The 16,903-nt window shown below is 39.0% G+C and carries 16 protein-coding genes; 10 read left to right on the top strand and 6 right to left on the bottom strand.

All coding sequences use genetic code 11. From position 1 onward, the window contains the following. Positions 1-216: 216 nt before the first annotated feature. Positions 217-1,677, bottom strand: coding sequence for a cysteine--tRNA ligase (cysS, locus tag ABEG20_RS21690; RefSeq protein WP_406825291.1), 1,461 nt, complete (start codon positions 1,675-1,677; stop codon positions 217-219). 396 nt (positions 1,678-2,073) lie between these two features. Between cysS and ABEG20_RS21685 the strand changes: the two genes are divergently transcribed. From ABEG20_RS21685 to ABEG20_RS21670, 4 genes are all read left to right on the top strand, one after another. Continuing rightward, positions 2,074-2,526, top strand: a complete 453-nt coding sequence (locus tag ABEG20_RS21685; protein WP_406825290.1) for a GNAT family N-acetyltransferase — start codon at positions 2,074-2,076, stop codon at positions 2,524-2,526. 71 nt (positions 2,527-2,597) lie between these two features. Then, positions 2,598-3,491: a lipoyl synthase gene (gene lipA / locus ABEG20_RS21680; protein WP_406825289.1), complete on the top strand. Its 894-nt coding sequence runs from the start codon at positions 2,598-2,600 to the stop codon at positions 3,489-3,491. 114 nt (positions 3,492-3,605) lie between these two features. Beyond that, a complete protein-coding gene (locus tag ABEG20_RS21675) occupies positions 3,606-4,157 on the top strand; it encodes an RNA polymerase sigma factor (RefSeq protein WP_406825288.1) in 552 nt (183 codons plus the stop codon). A gap of 2 nt (positions 4,158-4,159) precedes the next feature. Further along, the gene (locus tag ABEG20_RS21670; RefSeq protein WP_406825287.1) at positions 4,160-5,017 is read left to right on the top strand and encodes an anti-sigma factor domain-containing protein; all 858 of its coding nucleotides are present in this window, start codon (positions 4,160-4,162) and stop codon (positions 5,015-5,017) included. A gap of 198 nt (positions 5,018-5,215) precedes the next feature. On the opposite strand, the gene ABEG20_RS21665 is transcribed toward ABEG20_RS21670, so the two are convergent. Together ABEG20_RS21665 and ABEG20_RS21660 are read right to left on the bottom strand one after the other, a co-directional pair. Further along, the gene (locus tag ABEG20_RS21665) at positions 5,216-5,917 is read right to left on the bottom strand and encodes an AIM24 family protein (protein ID WP_406825286.1); all 702 of its coding nucleotides are present in this window, start codon (positions 5,915-5,917) and stop codon (positions 5,216-5,218) included. 112 nt (positions 5,918-6,029) lie between these two features. Continuing rightward, positions 6,030-7,526 carry an NAD(P)H-hydrate dehydratase gene (locus ABEG20_RS21660; protein WP_406825285.1) on the bottom strand — a complete coding sequence of 499 codons (1,497 nt, stop codon included), beginning with the start codon at positions 7,524-7,526 and terminating at the stop codon, positions 6,030-6,032. Between the two features lie 168 nt (positions 7,527-7,694). On the opposite strand from ABEG20_RS21660, the gene yiaA reads away from it, so the two are divergent. The 5 genes from yiaA (at position 7,695) to ABEG20_RS21635 (ending at position 12,759) form a co-directional block, all read left to right on the top strand. Beyond that, a complete protein-coding gene (yiaA, locus tag ABEG20_RS21655) occupies positions 7,695-8,105 on the top strand; it encodes an inner membrane protein YiaA (RefSeq protein ID WP_406825284.1) in 411 nt (136 codons plus the stop codon). Between the two features lie 148 nt (positions 8,106-8,253). Continuing rightward, on the top strand, positions 8,254-8,970 hold the full coding sequence (locus ABEG20_RS21650) for a gamma-glutamyl-gamma-aminobutyrate hydrolase family protein (protein ID WP_406825283.1): 717 nt from the start codon (positions 8,254-8,256) through the stop codon (positions 8,968-8,970). A 578-nt stretch (positions 8,971-9,548) separates the two neighbouring features. Beyond that, a complete protein-coding gene (locus ABEG20_RS21645) occupies positions 9,549-9,929 on the top strand; it encodes an STAS/SEC14 domain-containing protein (protein ID WP_406825282.1) in 381 nt (126 codons plus the stop codon). A 359-nt stretch (positions 9,930-10,288) separates the two neighbouring features. Beyond that, positions 10,289-12,238 (top strand): beta-N-acetylhexosaminidase, encoded by a 1,950-nt coding sequence (locus ABEG20_RS21640; RefSeq protein WP_406825281.1) that lies wholly within the window; start codon positions 10,289-10,291, stop codon positions 12,236-12,238. A gap of 50 nt (positions 12,239-12,288) precedes the next feature. Then, positions 12,289-12,759, top strand: a complete 471-nt coding sequence (locus ABEG20_RS21635; RefSeq protein ID WP_406825280.1) for a CYTH domain-containing protein — start codon at positions 12,289-12,291, stop codon at positions 12,757-12,759. 207 nt (positions 12,760-12,966) lie between these two features. Here the strand turns inward: ABEG20_RS21635 and ABEG20_RS21630 are convergent, their stop codons facing one another. From ABEG20_RS21630 to ABEG20_RS21620, 3 genes are all read right to left on the bottom strand, one after another. Further along, on the bottom strand, positions 12,967-13,935 hold the full coding sequence (locus tag ABEG20_RS21630; RefSeq protein WP_406825279.1) for an FKBP-type peptidyl-prolyl cis-trans isomerase: 969 nt from the start codon (positions 13,933-13,935) through the stop codon (positions 12,967-12,969). Between the two features lie 193 nt (positions 13,936-14,128). Then, positions 14,129-15,124 carry an FKBP-type peptidyl-prolyl cis-trans isomerase gene (locus tag ABEG20_RS21625; RefSeq protein ID WP_406825278.1) on the bottom strand — a complete coding sequence of 332 codons (996 nt, stop codon included), beginning with the start codon at positions 15,122-15,124 and terminating at the stop codon, positions 14,129-14,131. Positions 15,125-15,170: 46 nt separating this feature from the next. Then, positions 15,171-16,181, bottom strand: a complete 1,011-nt coding sequence (locus ABEG20_RS21620) for a bifunctional oligoribonuclease/PAP phosphatase NrnA (RefSeq protein ID WP_265851880.1) — start codon at positions 16,179-16,181, stop codon at positions 15,171-15,173. Between the two features lie 265 nt (positions 16,182-16,446). Between ABEG20_RS21620 and ABEG20_RS21615 the strand changes: the two genes are divergently transcribed. Then, positions 16,447-16,866, top strand: a complete 420-nt coding sequence (locus tag ABEG20_RS21615; protein WP_039479466.1) for a nucleoside-diphosphate kinase — start codon at positions 16,447-16,449, stop codon at positions 16,864-16,866. The last annotated feature ends 37 nt before the right edge of the window (positions 16,867-16,903 follow it).

Raw genomic sequence — 16,903 nt, 5'->3', positions numbered from 1 at the left:
TGATTGGTTGCTATATTTGTACAGTCATTCCAATGGGCTCTGGCAAAAGTTTTGAGTTTAGGGTTATAGTTGTTGTTCATAAGCTTATTCCATCTATGTTTCATCCCCTGCCTCCTTCAAAGAGTAACAGACTCCCTGATGAATTCAAAATGCCCAGAATGTATTTTTTCACGATTAATCCATCGCCCTTGAGGGGATGACCATTCTCATAATGGACTAAGCCTTACTCCAAGTTGTACCTTCTTTGCCATCTTTAAGCTGAATGCCCAGTTCCTGTAAACCAATACGAATCCGGTCAGAAGTAGCATAGTCTTTATTCGCTTTAGCTTCAGTCCGCAGATTAATGACCATATCTAAAACGCCATTTAAGTCGTTACCCCCGGCATCCTCGTCTTTTAATCCTAAAATATCGAATACAAAATCATTAATCAGCTGCTTTAACTTTTCCAGTGCTTCTGCTGAAATTTTCCCTTTACCATCGTAAACCGTATTGATAATGCGAACGGCCTCGAATAACTCCGCAACCAAAATCGGACTGTTAAAATCGTCATTCATTGCATTAATGCACTTTTCTTTCAATGCATCAATATCAAAATCGTTCTGGTCAGAAACCGATAATTTATCCAAAAGGCCAATGGCCGACATTAAACGACGGAATCCTTTCTCTGAAGCGTCCAAAGCATCGTTAGAGAAATCCAAAGTGCTGCGGTAATGGGCCTGTAACATAAAAAACTTTACCGTCATCGGGCTATATCCTTTTTTAAGCAAAGGGTGGTCACCTGTAAACAGCTCTAAGGGAAGAAAACCATTGCCGGCCGATTTAGACATGCGCGTACCGTTTACAGTAAGCATATTGGTGTGCATCCAATAGCGGGCAGGTTGTTTATGGCTGCAAGCTTCAGATTGTGCAATTTCATTGGTATGGTGGGTTGCTGCCAAATCCATTCCACCACCATGAATATCAAATTCGGCACCCAAATATTTAGCACTCATGGCCGAACATTCGATATGCCAGCCCGGAAAGCCCATGCCCCATGGCGATTGCCATTGCATTAGGGTTTCTGGCTTTGCTTTTATCCATAAGGCAAAGTCCAACCTTCCGCGTTTCTCATCCTGGCCACCCAGTTCGCGGGTATTGTTCAGCATATCTTCGAGGTTTCGGTTGGTTAAAATCGTATAATTGTACTCCTTGCTGTATTTTTCTACATCAAAATATACGTTGCCATCCACTTCATAACCATAACCGTTGGCTATAATTACCTTAATCATTTCAATCTGCTCAATAATATGTCCGGTAGCGGTTGGTTCGATACTTGGCGGCTGCGTGTTGAACATACGCAATACATCATGGAAACCTAAGGTATATTTCTGTACAATTTCCATTGGCTCAAGCTGTTCCAATTTCGCACGCTTGGCAAACTTATCATCACCCTCATCCCTATCACCTTCCAAATGGCCTGCATCCGTAATATTACGTACATAGCGCACCTTATAACCAGCATACTTCAGGTACCTGAAAATTAAATCGAAAGAGATAAATGTACGACAATTGCCCAGATGCACATCGCTATAAACGGTAGGACCACAAACATACATCCCAACATTGGGTGCATTTAAGGGTTGAAAAAGTTCTTTTTTGCGCGAAAGCGTGTTGTAAAGCTGTAAGCCAGTATTCATAGTGCAAATGTAAGATTTAGTTAGAAAGTTGAAACGTTTAAAATTGTATTGTTAAGCTTATGATTTTTAGCTAACATTTACCTATCGGGCAGAATGATCAACTTAAATTGTTTCCATTGCTAATATGGTATGGCTAGATTGTTATTTGGAAAGGTGCTGCATTGCTTGTCGGCAATAGCAGTCCCTCTTTCCGCTGTAGCTTCGCCAAACAGGCTCAGACTGCCGCTTCAATAGAGGTTAGGGTCAAGGCTTGGTGCATTTTAAATCGTAGTTAGCCCCGGCGGCGCCCCTTCAACTTCCTGAGTTGGCCAGCACCAGACATCCGAGCAGTCAGAGTTACCGGTTGAATCGAATTTAAACTTTAACTTAGTTTCACTTCTTAAATCATTAGTATAAATGGTCAAAACCAGAGCAATAACCGAAAAAGATGCAGAAAGTGTGGCAGGGCTGTCCACACAATTGGGTTACGGGAGTAACATCGAACAAATACTGTTTAGAATCAGGCAGATTGACAACAATAACGGGAACTGTGCTTACGTTGCCATTTTCGAAAATAAGGTGGTTGGCTGGATTCATGGTTTTTATACCTTAAGAATTGAGTCAGATGCTTTTGTAGAAATTGGCGGATTGGTTGTCGATGCGGCTTACCGAAACCTAAAAATCGGAAAACAGCTAATTGATTGCGTAAAACTTTGGGCAAAACAGCATCAGGTGAAGAAATTAAAGGTAAGGTGCAATACCAAACGTACGGAAAGTCATCAATTTTATGAGCGGGTTGGTTTTAAAGAGAATAAACGGCAGGTTGCTTTTGAAATGGATCTCCAGGAATACCCGCAATTAATCAGTTAACTTAACTATTATTACAACCCTCAAACATTTCGGCATTGTAACATTTCAATCCTATTCGTTAACTTTGTACCATGATTGATTTACCGGTAGTACCTGCTGTGACTGAAGTAAAGCGTAAACCAGATTGGTTACGTGTAAAATTACCCGTTGGTAAAGAATATGCACAAGTTCGCAGTTTAGTAGACACGCACAAGCTCCATACCATCTGCGAAAGTGGCAATTGTCCTAATATGGGCGAATGTTGGGGTGCAGGTACGGCAACTTTCATGATTTTAGGGAATATCTGCACCCGCAGTTGTTCTTTTTGTGCAGTAGCTACCGGCCGCCCTTTAGCCGTTGATGTTGACGAACCTAACCGCATTGCCGATTCGGTACGGTTAATGGGCGTTAAACATTGTGTAATTACTTCAGTAGATCGCGATGATTTAAAAGATGGTGGCTCAATCATTTGGGCACAAACCTTACAAGCCATCCGCAGGGAAAGCCCAATTACCACTTTAGAAACCCTGATTCCCGATTTTAAAGGTCAATGGGATAACTTATACCGTGTTTTGGAAGAACGCCCGGAAGTGGTTTCGCACAATATGGAAACGGTTAAGCGTTTAACCAAACAAGTGCGAATCCAGGCAAAATACGATAGAAGTTTAGAAGCATTAAAAAGAATTTCAGAATTTGGTTTGAGGACAAAAACAGGTATTATGCTTGGTTTGGGCGAAACTAAAGAAGATATTTTCGAAGCCATGGACGATTTAGTGGCCAATGGCGTACACATCCTAACTTTGGGCCAATATTTACAGCCTACCCGCAATCACCACCCTGTGGTTGATTGGATCCATCCTGATACCTTTGCCATGTATAAAGAAGCCGGCTTGGCAAAAGGCTTAAAATATGTGGAAAGTGGTCCGTTAGTGCGTTCATCTTATCATGCAGAAAAACACCTTTTTCCGATTGAAGGGATAGTATAATTCACTTATTCTAAGTAAGAATGCAAAAAATTTTATAATCGTATTCTTTAGCGGAATGTGTTTATAAAACTTTTTTTTGCTTTTATTGTTGTGTATTGTATCTTAGTAACCATAGTGACCGCATTTAAAAAATTAACCCTAACTGAGCCAGAACTTGTGCTAGCACTGCAATCGAAAGATCCTGCGGTACTAAAAACATTATACAGTATGTATTCGTCAGCACTTTATGGTGTCATTTCACGCATTATTACCCACACTGAGCTTGCCGAAGATGTACTACAGGAAACTTTTGTAAAAATCTGGCAATCTGCCACACACTATGATCAAACCAAAGGACGTTTATTTACGTGGATGATGAATATTGCACGCAATTTATCCATCGACAAATTACGATCTAAAGATTTTAAGAATTCACTCAAAAACCAAGATATAGAAAATAACGTAAGTTTCGTTGATGAGCAAAACAAGGTTACGTTTAACCCGGATGTTCTTGGTGTTAAGCAACTTGTAAATAACCTTAAACCGGATTTACAAGCAGTTCTTGATTTAGTTTATTACAAGGGTTTCACGCATGTGGAAGCCGCAGAAAAGTTAGATCTGCCATTAGGTACGGTGAAAACCCGGATCCGGTTGGCTATTATTGAATTGAGAAGGAGTTTTAATTGAGCGTGGAAAATTTAAAAGCATATATCGAATCTGGAGTACTTGAGCTCTATGTTTTGGGTGATTTGTCACCTGAAGAAACATTGCGGGTAGAGGAAATAGCATCTCAATACCTTGAGGTAAAGGATGAAATAGCGGCTATTGAGCAGGCTATGGAGCAATATGCTATGCAAAACGCTGTACAACCATCTGCAGATATAGAAACAAGGTTACTTGAAAAACTGGGATTAACTGACGTTGAGGAGCGTATAAATGTTCAACCCGAAGCAACTTACACAGCGGAGGCAAAAATTATGCGTTTGGACGGAAGCGATGGTAAAGTGAGAGCCTTACGTTATGCCTTAGTTGCTTGTATCGCTTTATTGGTAGTGAGTACAGCGGCATTATTTATTACTTATAATAAGTTAAATGCCGCCCATGACCAGATCGCTAGCTTAAACCTGGATAAACAAAAATTTGCAGGCGTGGTAAGCAAGCTGGAGTTTGAAAACCAGGGCTTAGGTAATATGGCTGCAATGGCCGATAGCAAAGAATGGGCGACCATACGCATGGCGGGGCAGGCCTTTAGTCCAGCATCTAAGATGAAGGTTTACTGGAACAAAAAGGATAAAAGTGTATTGATCAATTATGTGGCAATGGATTTACCTAAAACAGACGCTGAACATGAATATCAGCTATGGGCGTTGGTAAATGGCAAGCCGGTAAGTTTAGGGGTTTTTGGAAAAGCAGATTCTACGCATAATGAAGCACTGGTAAAAATGCAAACCATACAGGAAGCACAGGCTTTTGCTGTAACCTTAGAGCCTATGGGCGGAAGTGTTAACCCAACAATGGATAAGTTAACCGTTATGGGTGGTGTTTAAAGGATAATAATTAAATAATTTATTATATCCCGACATTGAAAAATGCCGGGATTTTTTGTTTAGTGATCGTCACCCTGAATTTATTTCAGGGTCTTAACTAAAGATGCTGAAATAAATTCAGCATGACGACCTTACCATTCACTAGCGCCTCAATTTGTTTCCTATCTCCTTGGTGCTTGTCGCCACGAACCAAAAATTTTAAGACTTCGCGGCGTACTTCACTTCTTCGTAAGGCTGTACCAATACCCATCCTTCGCCAAAAAATTCCAACTGGAAAGATTCGCCGCTTCCCCTGCCGATAAAAGAGCCAAAAGTTAAATTGGTTTTAATATTCGGCGTTAAGTTTTCAGACCAGGCTACCGTTGCATTCGGATCGGTGTACACAGGCTGACTACCAGTTACCCTTAATAAAATGGGTTCGCCGTGTGTGGTAATGGCAATATAACCGCTGCCCGATAATTTCACCTGAAATAAACCACCACTCATCATACCCGCAATGCTTTTTAACATTTTTATTTCATTTTTAATATTCTCTTCTAATGCTAAAACATCATTACCATTTACAAAAACCGATTCGTTTTGAAGTTTGATGATTTTAACCTTTTTGCCTTCGTCTGCCAGGTATAGTTTGCCGGTTCCCGTTGCATGCATGAGTGATGTGCCTTCACCCGATATCGCTTTTTTTAATAAACCGCCCAAACCTTTACTCAACAGTCCTTCTCTTTTAAAATCAATATTTCCGATGTAAGCAACCATAGCGCCTGCTTTTGCCAGGATTCTTTGATTTTTCAGATTTACCTCCAGCATGGCCGGTTTCTCTAGTTCAAAGAAATCATTTTCATTTGGGTCCTCTGCCGATTCCTGAATGAGCTCATTTAGCGTGTACTCTTTTTGTGCCATAAAATTTGTTTTCCGTTTTAAGATATATGTTAATTAAATATTCCTGTAAACTATAAATTATAAACCTGAAGCATGGTAGGTTAATGATTTTTTTTTCCACAATTGCGGCTAACTATTGAGATATAATTGCCTTAATTTCTTTTGAGACCCTGGTGGCAAGTTGCGATGCAGCAACCACAAATTGTTCTTTCGCTAAATAATCACCTGCCTTTCCATGAATATAGCAGGCCAGAATAGCAGCATCTGCTGCAGAATAACGCTGTGCGATAAAACCTGTAATCATGCCGGTCAGCACATCACCCATTCCACCTTGTGCCATTGCCGGATTACCGGTAGGATTGATCATTACTTTACCTGTTGGCAGACAGATAAAAGTATACTGGTTTTTAAGCACAATAACGATTCCCTGCTTTTTGGCATTTACTTTGGCCGTTTGCACCCTGTCCCACCAGCTATCATGGTTGCCAAATAACCGATCGAACTCTTTCATATGTGGGGTGATAATGGTATTTGCAAAAAGTTTATCGAGCAGATCGGGCCTTTTGCCCAAAATGTTCAGCGCATCAGCATCAATAATCAGTGGCTGGTTCGCGATAATCAACCTTTCCAATAGTTTTTCAAGATCAGCTCCGGTACCTAAACCCGGACCAATAGCTATTGCCTGATACTTCCGGGGGTCTTCTATCCTGGTGTATTCATCCCTCGGCAATGCCATCACCTCGGGCAATGTAGTATTTAAGGCGGTTAATCCACCTTGTGGAATACAAGCAGTGATTAAGCCTGCTCCTGTATGTAAACAAGCCATAGCTGAAAGCAAGGCGGCACCCATGGTATGGCTGTTCCCTGCAATAATCAATGCGTGGCCGTAAGTGCCTTTATGACTGAACAATTTTCGGGGCTGCAGGATCTTTTCTATATCACGCGCTTCAATTAAATAGAAATCTGCCTCTTGCTTTTGGATAAAATTTTCATCCAGATCAATATCAACCACCTCATATTTTTCGGTTGCCATAGCCGACTCTGGGAAAAAGAAATTGATCTTCGGCCTTTGAAAGCAAATGGTTTTATAGGCTTTTATACCATTATAATCTTTAGGGAGCTTGCCTTCAGCGAAAAAGCCTGTAGGTACATCAACCGCATATACTTTTTTATTCAGCTTGTTTATAGCCCTTGCAAGCACTTCAAACTCACCAGCTAATGGCTTATTTAAGCCAGAACCTAAAATGGCATCAATAATGATATCTGCCTTCAGGTTTTTTAGATCTGCTGCCTGATTGATGATTATTTTTTTACAGCGCGTTCCCTCAATTCTTTGCAGGTTGATCGAAAAATCGTCGCTTTGTTTTTCACCGAAGTTAACAACATAAACTTTTAAATTCTCATATCCGTTGGTCATCAGCAAATGGGCAATTGCCAGTCCATCTCCCCCATTATTTCCCTTCCCACAAAATATAGCCACGCTTTTGCTGGTATCGAACTCGTCTCTCAAAAAACACTGCACAAAAGCTCTGGCAGCTTTTTCCATCAAATCAATTGATGCAATGGGCTTGTTGGCGATGGTAAGCTGATCAGCACTCCGCATTTGAGCAGAAGTAAGCAATGTTCGCATATGACTAAAATAAGAGTATACAGCTATAATGCAAAAGATCGGATTTTGTTTGATTTTTTGTATCTGAAGATATCAGATTTTAAAAACAATTGATAGTAATCGCTTTTAATTTTATACCTTTTACCGATTTTTAGCCGTTTATATCGAATTAAATTAAATCTCAAAACAATGAATCAAAAACCATCAAATGCATTCGTGGCAGCTTCATGGGTTGCCCTGGGCACCGGAATGATTGGCTTTATGGTAGGCCTGTGGCGTTCTGATATGCTTCTCAATGAAAAAGGATATTATTTTACCGTATTGATGTTTGGCCTCTTCGCGGTAATCTCTTTGCAAAAAGCTGTTCGCGATAAATTGGAAGGAATCCCGGTAACAGAAATTTATTTTGGACTGAGTTGGTTTTCTACTTTATTGACCATTACCTTATTGGTAATCGGTTTGTGGAATGCCACCTTATTACCTAGTGAAAAAGGATTTTATGCCTTCGCCTTTTTACTCTCGCTTTTTGGTGCCATCACAGTGCAGAAAAACACCAGGGACAGCCAGATGGTGAATAAAAACAAAGATCAGGACAGTTAAATAGCTATCTACATTTAACAAAACAAACGGCAGGTGTTGTGGAATTGCTTCATAAAACCTGCCGTTTTTTAGCGAAGCTCATCAGTATAATTCAAATATTGGCGCGTTATTTCCAAAAGAAATTAAGATAAATCTGTATAATTACAATATGGCTGATCAAATCATCATTGGCGTTACCGATTGTAGTAAATATGAAGTTTACCGCGATTGGGTATTATCTTACGATAAAGATATAGCAGTAATCCAGCTTGGATATAAACTTAACAATTTCGACGAGATCAAAAAATGCAATGCTATTGTTTTAACCGGTGGTGAAGACGTACACCCCCGATTTTACAACCAGCCTGAATACTATCCTTACTGTTATGATGATGATATAAACGAAAAACGCGATGAATTCGAATTTAAGGTATTAACTTATACCGAAGCGCATTCTATTCCTGTTTTAGGTATTTGCAGGGGCATGCAGGTGGGAAATGTATTTTTTGGCGGCACTTTAATTCCCGACATTCCAACATGGGGCAAATTCGATCATTCGAAAATGCACGATAAATCAGACCGCTATCATGAGCTTATCGTAAATCCTTCTTCGTGGCTGAGCCAGATTGTAAATACTGATAAGGGATTGGTCAATAGCAATCATCACCAAAGTACAGCTAAGACAGGTAAAGGACTTGTGGTGAGTGCCATTTCTCCTGATGGGGTTACCGAAGCCATGGAGCGGATTGAACCTAAAGGAAAATCCTTTTTGCTATTTGTGCAATGGCATCCGGAGCGGTTGAAAGATCAGCAAAGCCCGTTTAGCAAAAATATACACGAGGCATTTATTCATGCCGTTAAGACTAATCTCAATAAGGAAAGCTAATTGGTACAGCAACATCAAGCCTCTATCTTACAGTTGAAGATTTTATCAAAAAGCAAATTTCAAAGAATAATATAATGCTCTATTTTAAAAAAACATATTTACTAAATAGCTCAGAAAAGGAGGTTCTTGAGCAAGGACTGAGGAACAGAAGTTTAAAGAGAAGCCAGATGCTTGATTTCGTTTTTGAGACAATAAACATCGGTACCGATAAATATTTTCTTGGTAATGAGGATAAAAAGACCTTAAAATTCACCAGGATTAAAACTTCATTTGAAAGTTTCTTACCTAAAATAATTATAAGTTTCCCAAAAGAAATAACTTTAAAATATTACAAATTTAGGTTATCCGTACTATCAACAGTTATTCTGGCAGTGCTTTCTCTTTTATTTTTAACCTGCTTTTTAGATTGATAATCAATCAGAAAAATGTAGAAACCTTTTTTACTGCCATGGTATTGTTGGTGATTTATTTTATACTCATTCTACTAGAAATGAAGATGACAAAAAATAGGATTTTAAAAATCACCTCTAATCAAAGGGAGTTTTAAATAATATTAAAAAAAACGATCTGCTTATAAAATGGAAGATAAACAGCTTGTAGAAGGCGAAATTGCCGATTATTTATTAACGGATGATGGCATACTGATTTCATACAGTAAAAGCGTTTTACGTACCGTAGAGAATATTAAGGCCAATATTAAGCTGGTGCAGAAAATCACCAATAATAAGAAAGTTCCCTTGTTAATTTACTTAAAAAATTCTCCCGTACCAGACAAAGAAACGCGAAAGTTTTCAACCGAGCAGTTACCTCAAATCTATAAGGCTATGGCAATGGTTTCGAAACCAGGTTTAGCACAATTGGTTATGAAGATTTTATTTAAGATTCAAAATCCGCCCATCCCGATGAAATCATTTGCAGATGATCAGAAAGCCAAGGAATGGTTGAAACAGTTTGTTTAAATTAAAACGCTCAATTCCCTTGGCATTTGTGTTTTTCATTCAATAATTTTGAGCTGTCATTCTAGATATATTGAGGAATCTCAAACGATGAAAAATGGAATATCATTGCTTATAACTTCTTTTTAGAAAAGTTCTTCATTACGTGCAGAATGACAAATGTATTTTAATACAACAATCTAGCGCCGTGGCTTATATGTCTCTGAACCACCACCTGCTCATCATATCATCCCAACGCTATAATCCTGGTGCGTCTTTTGTGACCGCTGTGGTTAAATTGAGAAAACAAATAGCTCCGATTAAAATCTTTTTTGATAAATTGCGGATTATACTTATCCGGTCAATCCGCTTTAATGATTTTAATGAAAAAATTATTCCTGATCATCTCCTGCTGTTTTTTTGCAGCTAATATCTCCGCTCAGTCTATCGTTACAGAAACTGAAATCGGCGATGCAGAAAGTGAAGTTGCACAAACACCAATTGCCATTATACCTGAGCCTGTATCCCTGGTAAAAAAGGCAGGCCTGTTTACCTTGCCCGAAAATGTACTTATACAGGCCGTAAAAAGTGCAGAACTAAAGCAATCTATTAATTATCTGTCTGACCGGATTACTACCGCAACCGGCAAATTTGTAAGTTCGGTGAGCAATTCGGGCCACCCTACCATCAAACTCATTTTAAACACGCAAGAAGATGCACAATTGGGTAAAGAGGGCTACAAATTAAATGTTAATCCTACACAGGTTGTCATCACAGCCAATCAGCCAGCTGGCATTTTTTATGGCGTTCAATCCTTGATTCAGCTTTTCCCAGCAGAAATAGAAAGCAAAGAGCTTGTAAACGGCATTAAATGGAAAGCACCCTGTGTTGATGTAATAGATTATCCGAAATTGGGCTGGCGAGGTTTAATGTTCGATGTTGCCCGTCATTTTTTTACCAAACAAGAAGTAAAACAGTTTATTGATGACATGGTTCGCTATAAATTCAACCTCTTGCATTTACATCTTGCTGATGATGAGGGCTGGAGGATTGAAATTAAAGGCTTGCCAAAATTAACCGAAATTGGTGCCTGGAGTGTTAAAAAAACCGGAACATTTGGTGATTTTTCTCCACCTGCCCCGGATGAACCCCGTACATATGGCGGATTTTATACTCAGGAGGATATTAAGGAGCTCGTTCAGTATGCACAAGAACGTTTCGTAAACATACTGCCGGAAATTGACGTACCAGGTCATAGCTTAGCCATAATTGCCTCCTATCCGGAATTATCCTGCACACCAGATGCAGTAAATTATAAAGTTCGTTCGGGTGAGAAAATAATGGATTGGAGCCGTGGTGCGCCACCAACGGCCCTCGTTGATAATACGCTTTGCCCGGCTAACGAAAAGGTTTATGTATTTTTAGATTCGGTAATTACCCAGGTAGCGAAACTATTTCCTTTCGAGTACATCCACATGGGCGGTGATGAAGCGCCGCATAATTTTTGGGAAAAGAACGATCAGATTAAAGCTTTAATGCTTCGCGAAGGTTTAAAAACCATGCCACAGGTTCAGGCATATTTTGAAAAACGCGTAGAACAGATCGTGATTTCGAAAGGTAAAAAATTTATGGGCTGGGATGAAATTCTTGAAGGAGGTGTTTCGCCAACAGCTGCTGTGATGAGCTGGAGGGGAATGAAATACGGTATACAGGCTGCTAACGACAAACATAATGTGGTGATGAGTCCGACTGATTTCGCCTATTTAGATTATATGCAGGCTGACGCCATTACCGAGCCAAAAGTATATGCTTCACTGAGGTTAAATAAAGCTTATCAATTTAATCCAGTTCCTGCAGGTGTAAATGCGCAATATATTATTGGTGCACAAGCGAACCTCTGGACAGAGCAGATTTTTACCTTTCGCCAGGTTGAATACATGGTTTATCCACGTGCCTTTGCCATTGCCGAATCGATCTGGAGCCCGATTGAAAAGAAAAACTGGGCCAATTTTGTAGATCGTACGCAACAGCACTTCAAACGACTGGATTTAGCAGAGATTAAATATTCACCTGCTATTTACGACCCGATTTTTACCGTAAAACGCAGCGCGGATAAACAACTGATGATAGAACTGACTACAGAAATAGATGGTTTAGACATTTACTACAGTTTTGACAACTCTACACCCGATCGCTTTTACCCAAAATACACAGCGGCATTACAGGTACCTAAAGATGCCAGTATGTTGCGCGTCATTACGTATCGTGGCAAACAGCCTATTGGCAGGTTGATCAGTATGCCTGTTGCAGATTTACAAAAAAGGGCACGTTAACCAATCAGTATTAAGATTCCCGCTTTAGCGGAAAAGACAAAATACCTACCATGGGAAAAGAAATAGAGCGCAAGTTTTTAATCGATCAGCAAAAGTGGGACAACCTTAACAAACCGGAAGGAAAACTTTTTAGGCAGGGTTATTTACTTACTGATAAAGATAAAACGATCCGCGTAAGGGCAACTGAAAGCCAGGGATTTTTAACCATAAAAGGCCAAACCACTGGTGCTACAAGGTTAGAATATGAGTATGAAATCCCGGTGGGTGAAGCCACTGAATTGTTGGATAATTTTTCGGTTTCCGAACTTTCAAAAACCCGTTACGAAATTCAGTTTAACGGCAAACTTTGGGAAGTAGATGTATTTGCTGGCGACAACGAAGGTTTGATTGTGGCCGAAATTGAACTGGAAAGCGAAGAAGAGACTTTCGATCTGCCAGATTGGGTCAATACTGAGGTTACTGAAGAGGAAAAATATTATAATTCCAATTTAACGGTTAGGCCTTTTAAGGATTGGGCTTAAAATAAAACCTTGCAGAGGTCAATTAGTTGGTTAGCATTTTTTTCAAATAATAAAAAGCATAGGTTGCAATATAAATCGTAACCTACCTTTAATTTGTCACGTTGAGCCTGTCGAAACGCCATGTAAGACATTTAAAGCAAGTCCTTCGACAAGCTCAGGATGACAATTCCAGTATTTATGATACAGCCACTGCTTTATAGAATAAATTTACTTCGCCAATGGCACGGCTGTATTTGGCTTGATGATACCTTTCAGCTCTACATCAAATACCAATGGTGTAAATGGATTAATGGGTCCGCCGCCATTTTCACCAAAGCCTAATTTAGATGGTAAAATCATTTTAATCTTACCGCCTACTCCAATCAGTTGAATACCCTGAATTACACCTTGTGGCAATTGGCCCAATGGTAAGCTCCGTGGTACATATTGTACGCTTTCAGAAAAAATCCCAGCTTCTTTTGCAATTTTAGCATTTGAGGTGTCAAAAACATTTAATGCCCCGTTCGATTTTTTATTGGTAAACTGGCCGGTATAATCCATTAATACCGTATCGGTTAAGCTCGCTCTCTCCGAATTGCCCGGCGCGTAAATTACATACTGTAAGCCAGATGGTGCGGTTGTTACCTTTAGGTTATTCTCTTCAACGTATTTAGCTATTTTGCCAGGTTCTACCGTTTTGTTTTTCTCGTTTAAAGCTTTGTATTCTGCTTCGAAAAAAAGTCTCTTTTTTGCCTCAAAAATCGAGTCAGCATCTTTTCCCTTGTGCAAAACCTTCTCAATTTTAATGGTAAACGAAGCAATGTTTGATTTTAATCCTTTAGGTTTCGGCTGACCTGAATATTTCTCCATCGAATCCAGGTTCAATTTAAAAACGGCACTATCGCCTTCACCAAGCAGTTTTAATCCGGAAGCCAAATCGCCCTTGAACATTGATTTGCTAATGGCAAAGAAAGCAGGACGTTCATTGTCATAAGTATTTACCATTACCGAATCTGGATTGGTATTGGTTTCTACTGTTTGAACGCCATTTAACTTTACATAGTCGCCTTCCTGAATTTTTGGCTTACCTTCACTTTTATAGATCTTGTAAGTCATATCTCCTTCACCCTTTTCGAACTTGTTACAGGCAGATAGGCCTGATACCGCTGCCAAGAGAATAATTATTCCTTTTTTCATTTATATTTTAATTAAAAATCAGCCTATCATCCATTTTTGGATAGCAGGCTACTTTATCTGATCATACAAAGATAGCCTATAATAAGTTTTTAAGAATCTTTGTAAAGTTTTATTTCTCGGTTCAACGTCAAAAAATCAGGCAAAAAAAATCCTGCTTATCAACATAAGCAGGATTTAAAATATATTTTAATAACTATTTTTTAACCGGGGCAGCTGTTACCGGTGCTGAAGTTGCAGGAGTTGATTTTCCTTTGATGATATCTTTGATTTCCAAATCGAAAGCAATCGGACTGAAAGGCATGATACCAACCTGTGGTGCACCTTGCTCGCCATAACCTAAATTAGAAGGAATAATTACTTTGATTTTACCACCTTTACCAATTAATTGTAAAGCTTCAGTAAATCCTGGGATTGTACCGCCAACTGGCATTTTTTGAGGGCCATAAGGCTTACCTGGTTTAAATTCGTTTTCTGCTTTAGCCAGTTTCTCATCACTTGTATCGAAGATTTTGTATTTACCATCTTTACCTTTTTTAGTAACTCTACCCGTATAATTAATTAAAACGGTATCGCCTAGAGCCGGTTTTTCAGCACTTCCCGGGTTTTCGATAATGTAATGTAAACCACTTGCAGTAGTTTTGGTAGCCAGTTTAGTATCCTCTAAATAAGCTTTTAATTTAGCCGGTTCAGCAGCTTTCTTTTTTTCAGAACTCGCTTTATAATCAGCCTGGAAAAACTCCTGTGCCCTTTTGTTAAAAGTAGAGTCAGCTTCACCAGCTTTTTTCTTAAATACTTTTTCGATTTTTACCGTAAAAGTGATGTATTTATCATTTTTGAACTGCTCTGGTTTAGGTTGTTTACTATGAAATGCCATCGTATCCAAGTTTACTTTGAAAGTAGCACTATCACCTTCTCCAAACAATGTTAAAACATCGTTCATATCGCCGGCATACATTTTTTTCTGTGCAGGAAATACTGCAGGTGTTTCGCTATCGAAAGTGCTTGATAGAACTGAATCTTTATCGTTTTTCTGAATAAAATTCATTTTAACGATATCACCTTCTTTGATTTTTTCGTTACCTGCTGAGTGGTGAATGGTATATAGTAAGCCACCAGCTCCCTTTTTTTCTTGTTTACATGCGGCTAAACCTAAAGTGGCTGCTGCTAGAATGATAATTCCCTTTTTCATTTATTAATTTGACTTTTAAAAATTTTTATTGTTTTATTTCTTGTTTCTAAGCGATCAATTGTTCTTTATATTCTGCTAATATCGATTTAAATTCGTTTACTACATCAGCTAAAGGTTTTTCTGATGCACCACCGGCCGCATTTCTATGCCCACCGCCATTGAAATATTTCTTGCAGATTTCGTTAGCCGGAAAATCGCCAGTAGACCGCACAGATAATTTAACTTTATCGGTACGTTCTACAATTAAGGCTGCCAAGCGGATGCCATTGATAGAAAGAGCGTAGTTTACCACACCTTCCGTATCGCCGGTAATGCTATGATACTGTGCCAATTCTTCTTTGTTAACCGAAATGATAGCAGTATTGTAATCTCTTAAAACTTCCAGTTTATTAGATAGGCAATAACCTAAAAAGCGTAGTCTGTTTTCGCTTGAGTTATCGTATACCAACTCATGAATTTTCGATTGGTCTGCCCCTAAATCGATCAGGTTTGCGGCAATACGGTATACTTCAGCAGTTGCTGAGGAGAATCGGAAAGATCCCGAATCGGTCATGATACCCGTGTAAAGGCAAGATGCTACATCTTTGTTAATCAGCTCCCCATCCTGTAACTGATTTACAATAAAATCATAAACCAATTGTGCAGCAGCACAGGCATTGATATCCCAATGGCGGTAATCGTCAAAATCTTCTGGTTCGAGGTGATGATCAATCATGATCTTTTTGGCCCCTGCAGCCCTAACCAATTCGCCCAGTTCATTAATACGGCTTAAGGTATTAAAATCAAGACAAAATATAAGCGAGGCTTCATCCACTAATTGGGCAGCCTTTTCCTGTGCTTCTGTAAAAATAATGACATCGCTATTATTTGGCATCCAATGCAAAAAAGTAGGGTAATCCGTTGGGGTAATTACCTTTACATGGTGGCCTTTTTGAATTAAATATCCATATAAACCCAGGGATGATCCCATCGCATCGCCATCAGGTTTGTGATGCGTAGTGATCACAATTCGTTGTGGCGTAGCCAATAATGTTTTTAATTCAGTTAGTGTAAGCATATATTTTTTGCGCTGCAAAGCTAAGTAAATTTAAAATAGGATTGATCAGGATTTAAAGATTTTAGGATTAGTAAGCGTATAGTTTTAAAAGATATTGAAATATAAGGATAGTAAGATTAGCAGGATCATCTATCAAAACAAACTTAATTAGCGATCCGAAACCATAATATCATAAATTAAATGCCTTCATTAATCTTAAAACAATGCTTATTGATTATTCATCAATTAAAACGTATTTTTGCAAAAAAACTGATATCAAAGCACAATGAGCACTAACAGAACTTTTACCATGATTAAGCCAGATGCAGTAGCAAACGGCCATATCGGATCAATCATTAACGACATTACTAATGCTGGTTTCAAAATCATTGCATTAAAATATACCAAACTTACTGAGGAAACTGCTGGTCAGTTCTATGCAGTTCACGCTGAACGTCCTTTTTATAAAGATTTAGTAAGCTTTATGTCTTCAGGACCTATCGTTGCGGCTATTTTAGAAAAAGACAATGCAATTGAAGATTTTAGAAAATTGATCGGTGCGACTAACCCGGCTGAAGCTGCGGAAGGCACAATCCGTCAGAAATATGCAAAATCAATTGATGCAAATGCAGTTCACGGTTCAGATTCTGATGAAAATGCAGAAATTGAAGGTAACTTCTTCTTCAAAGCGGACGAACGTTTCTAATTGCCGACACAAAAAATTTACAATAAAACCCCGAACA

This window comes from Pedobacter sp. KACC 23697 (genome assembly GCF_045348445.1).
Lineage (GTDB): Bacteria > Bacteroidota > Bacteroidia > Sphingobacteriales > Sphingobacteriaceae > Pedobacter.
Note: the sequence above shows the minus strand (reverse complement) of the source record. Positions and strands in the feature narration are given on the sequence as shown.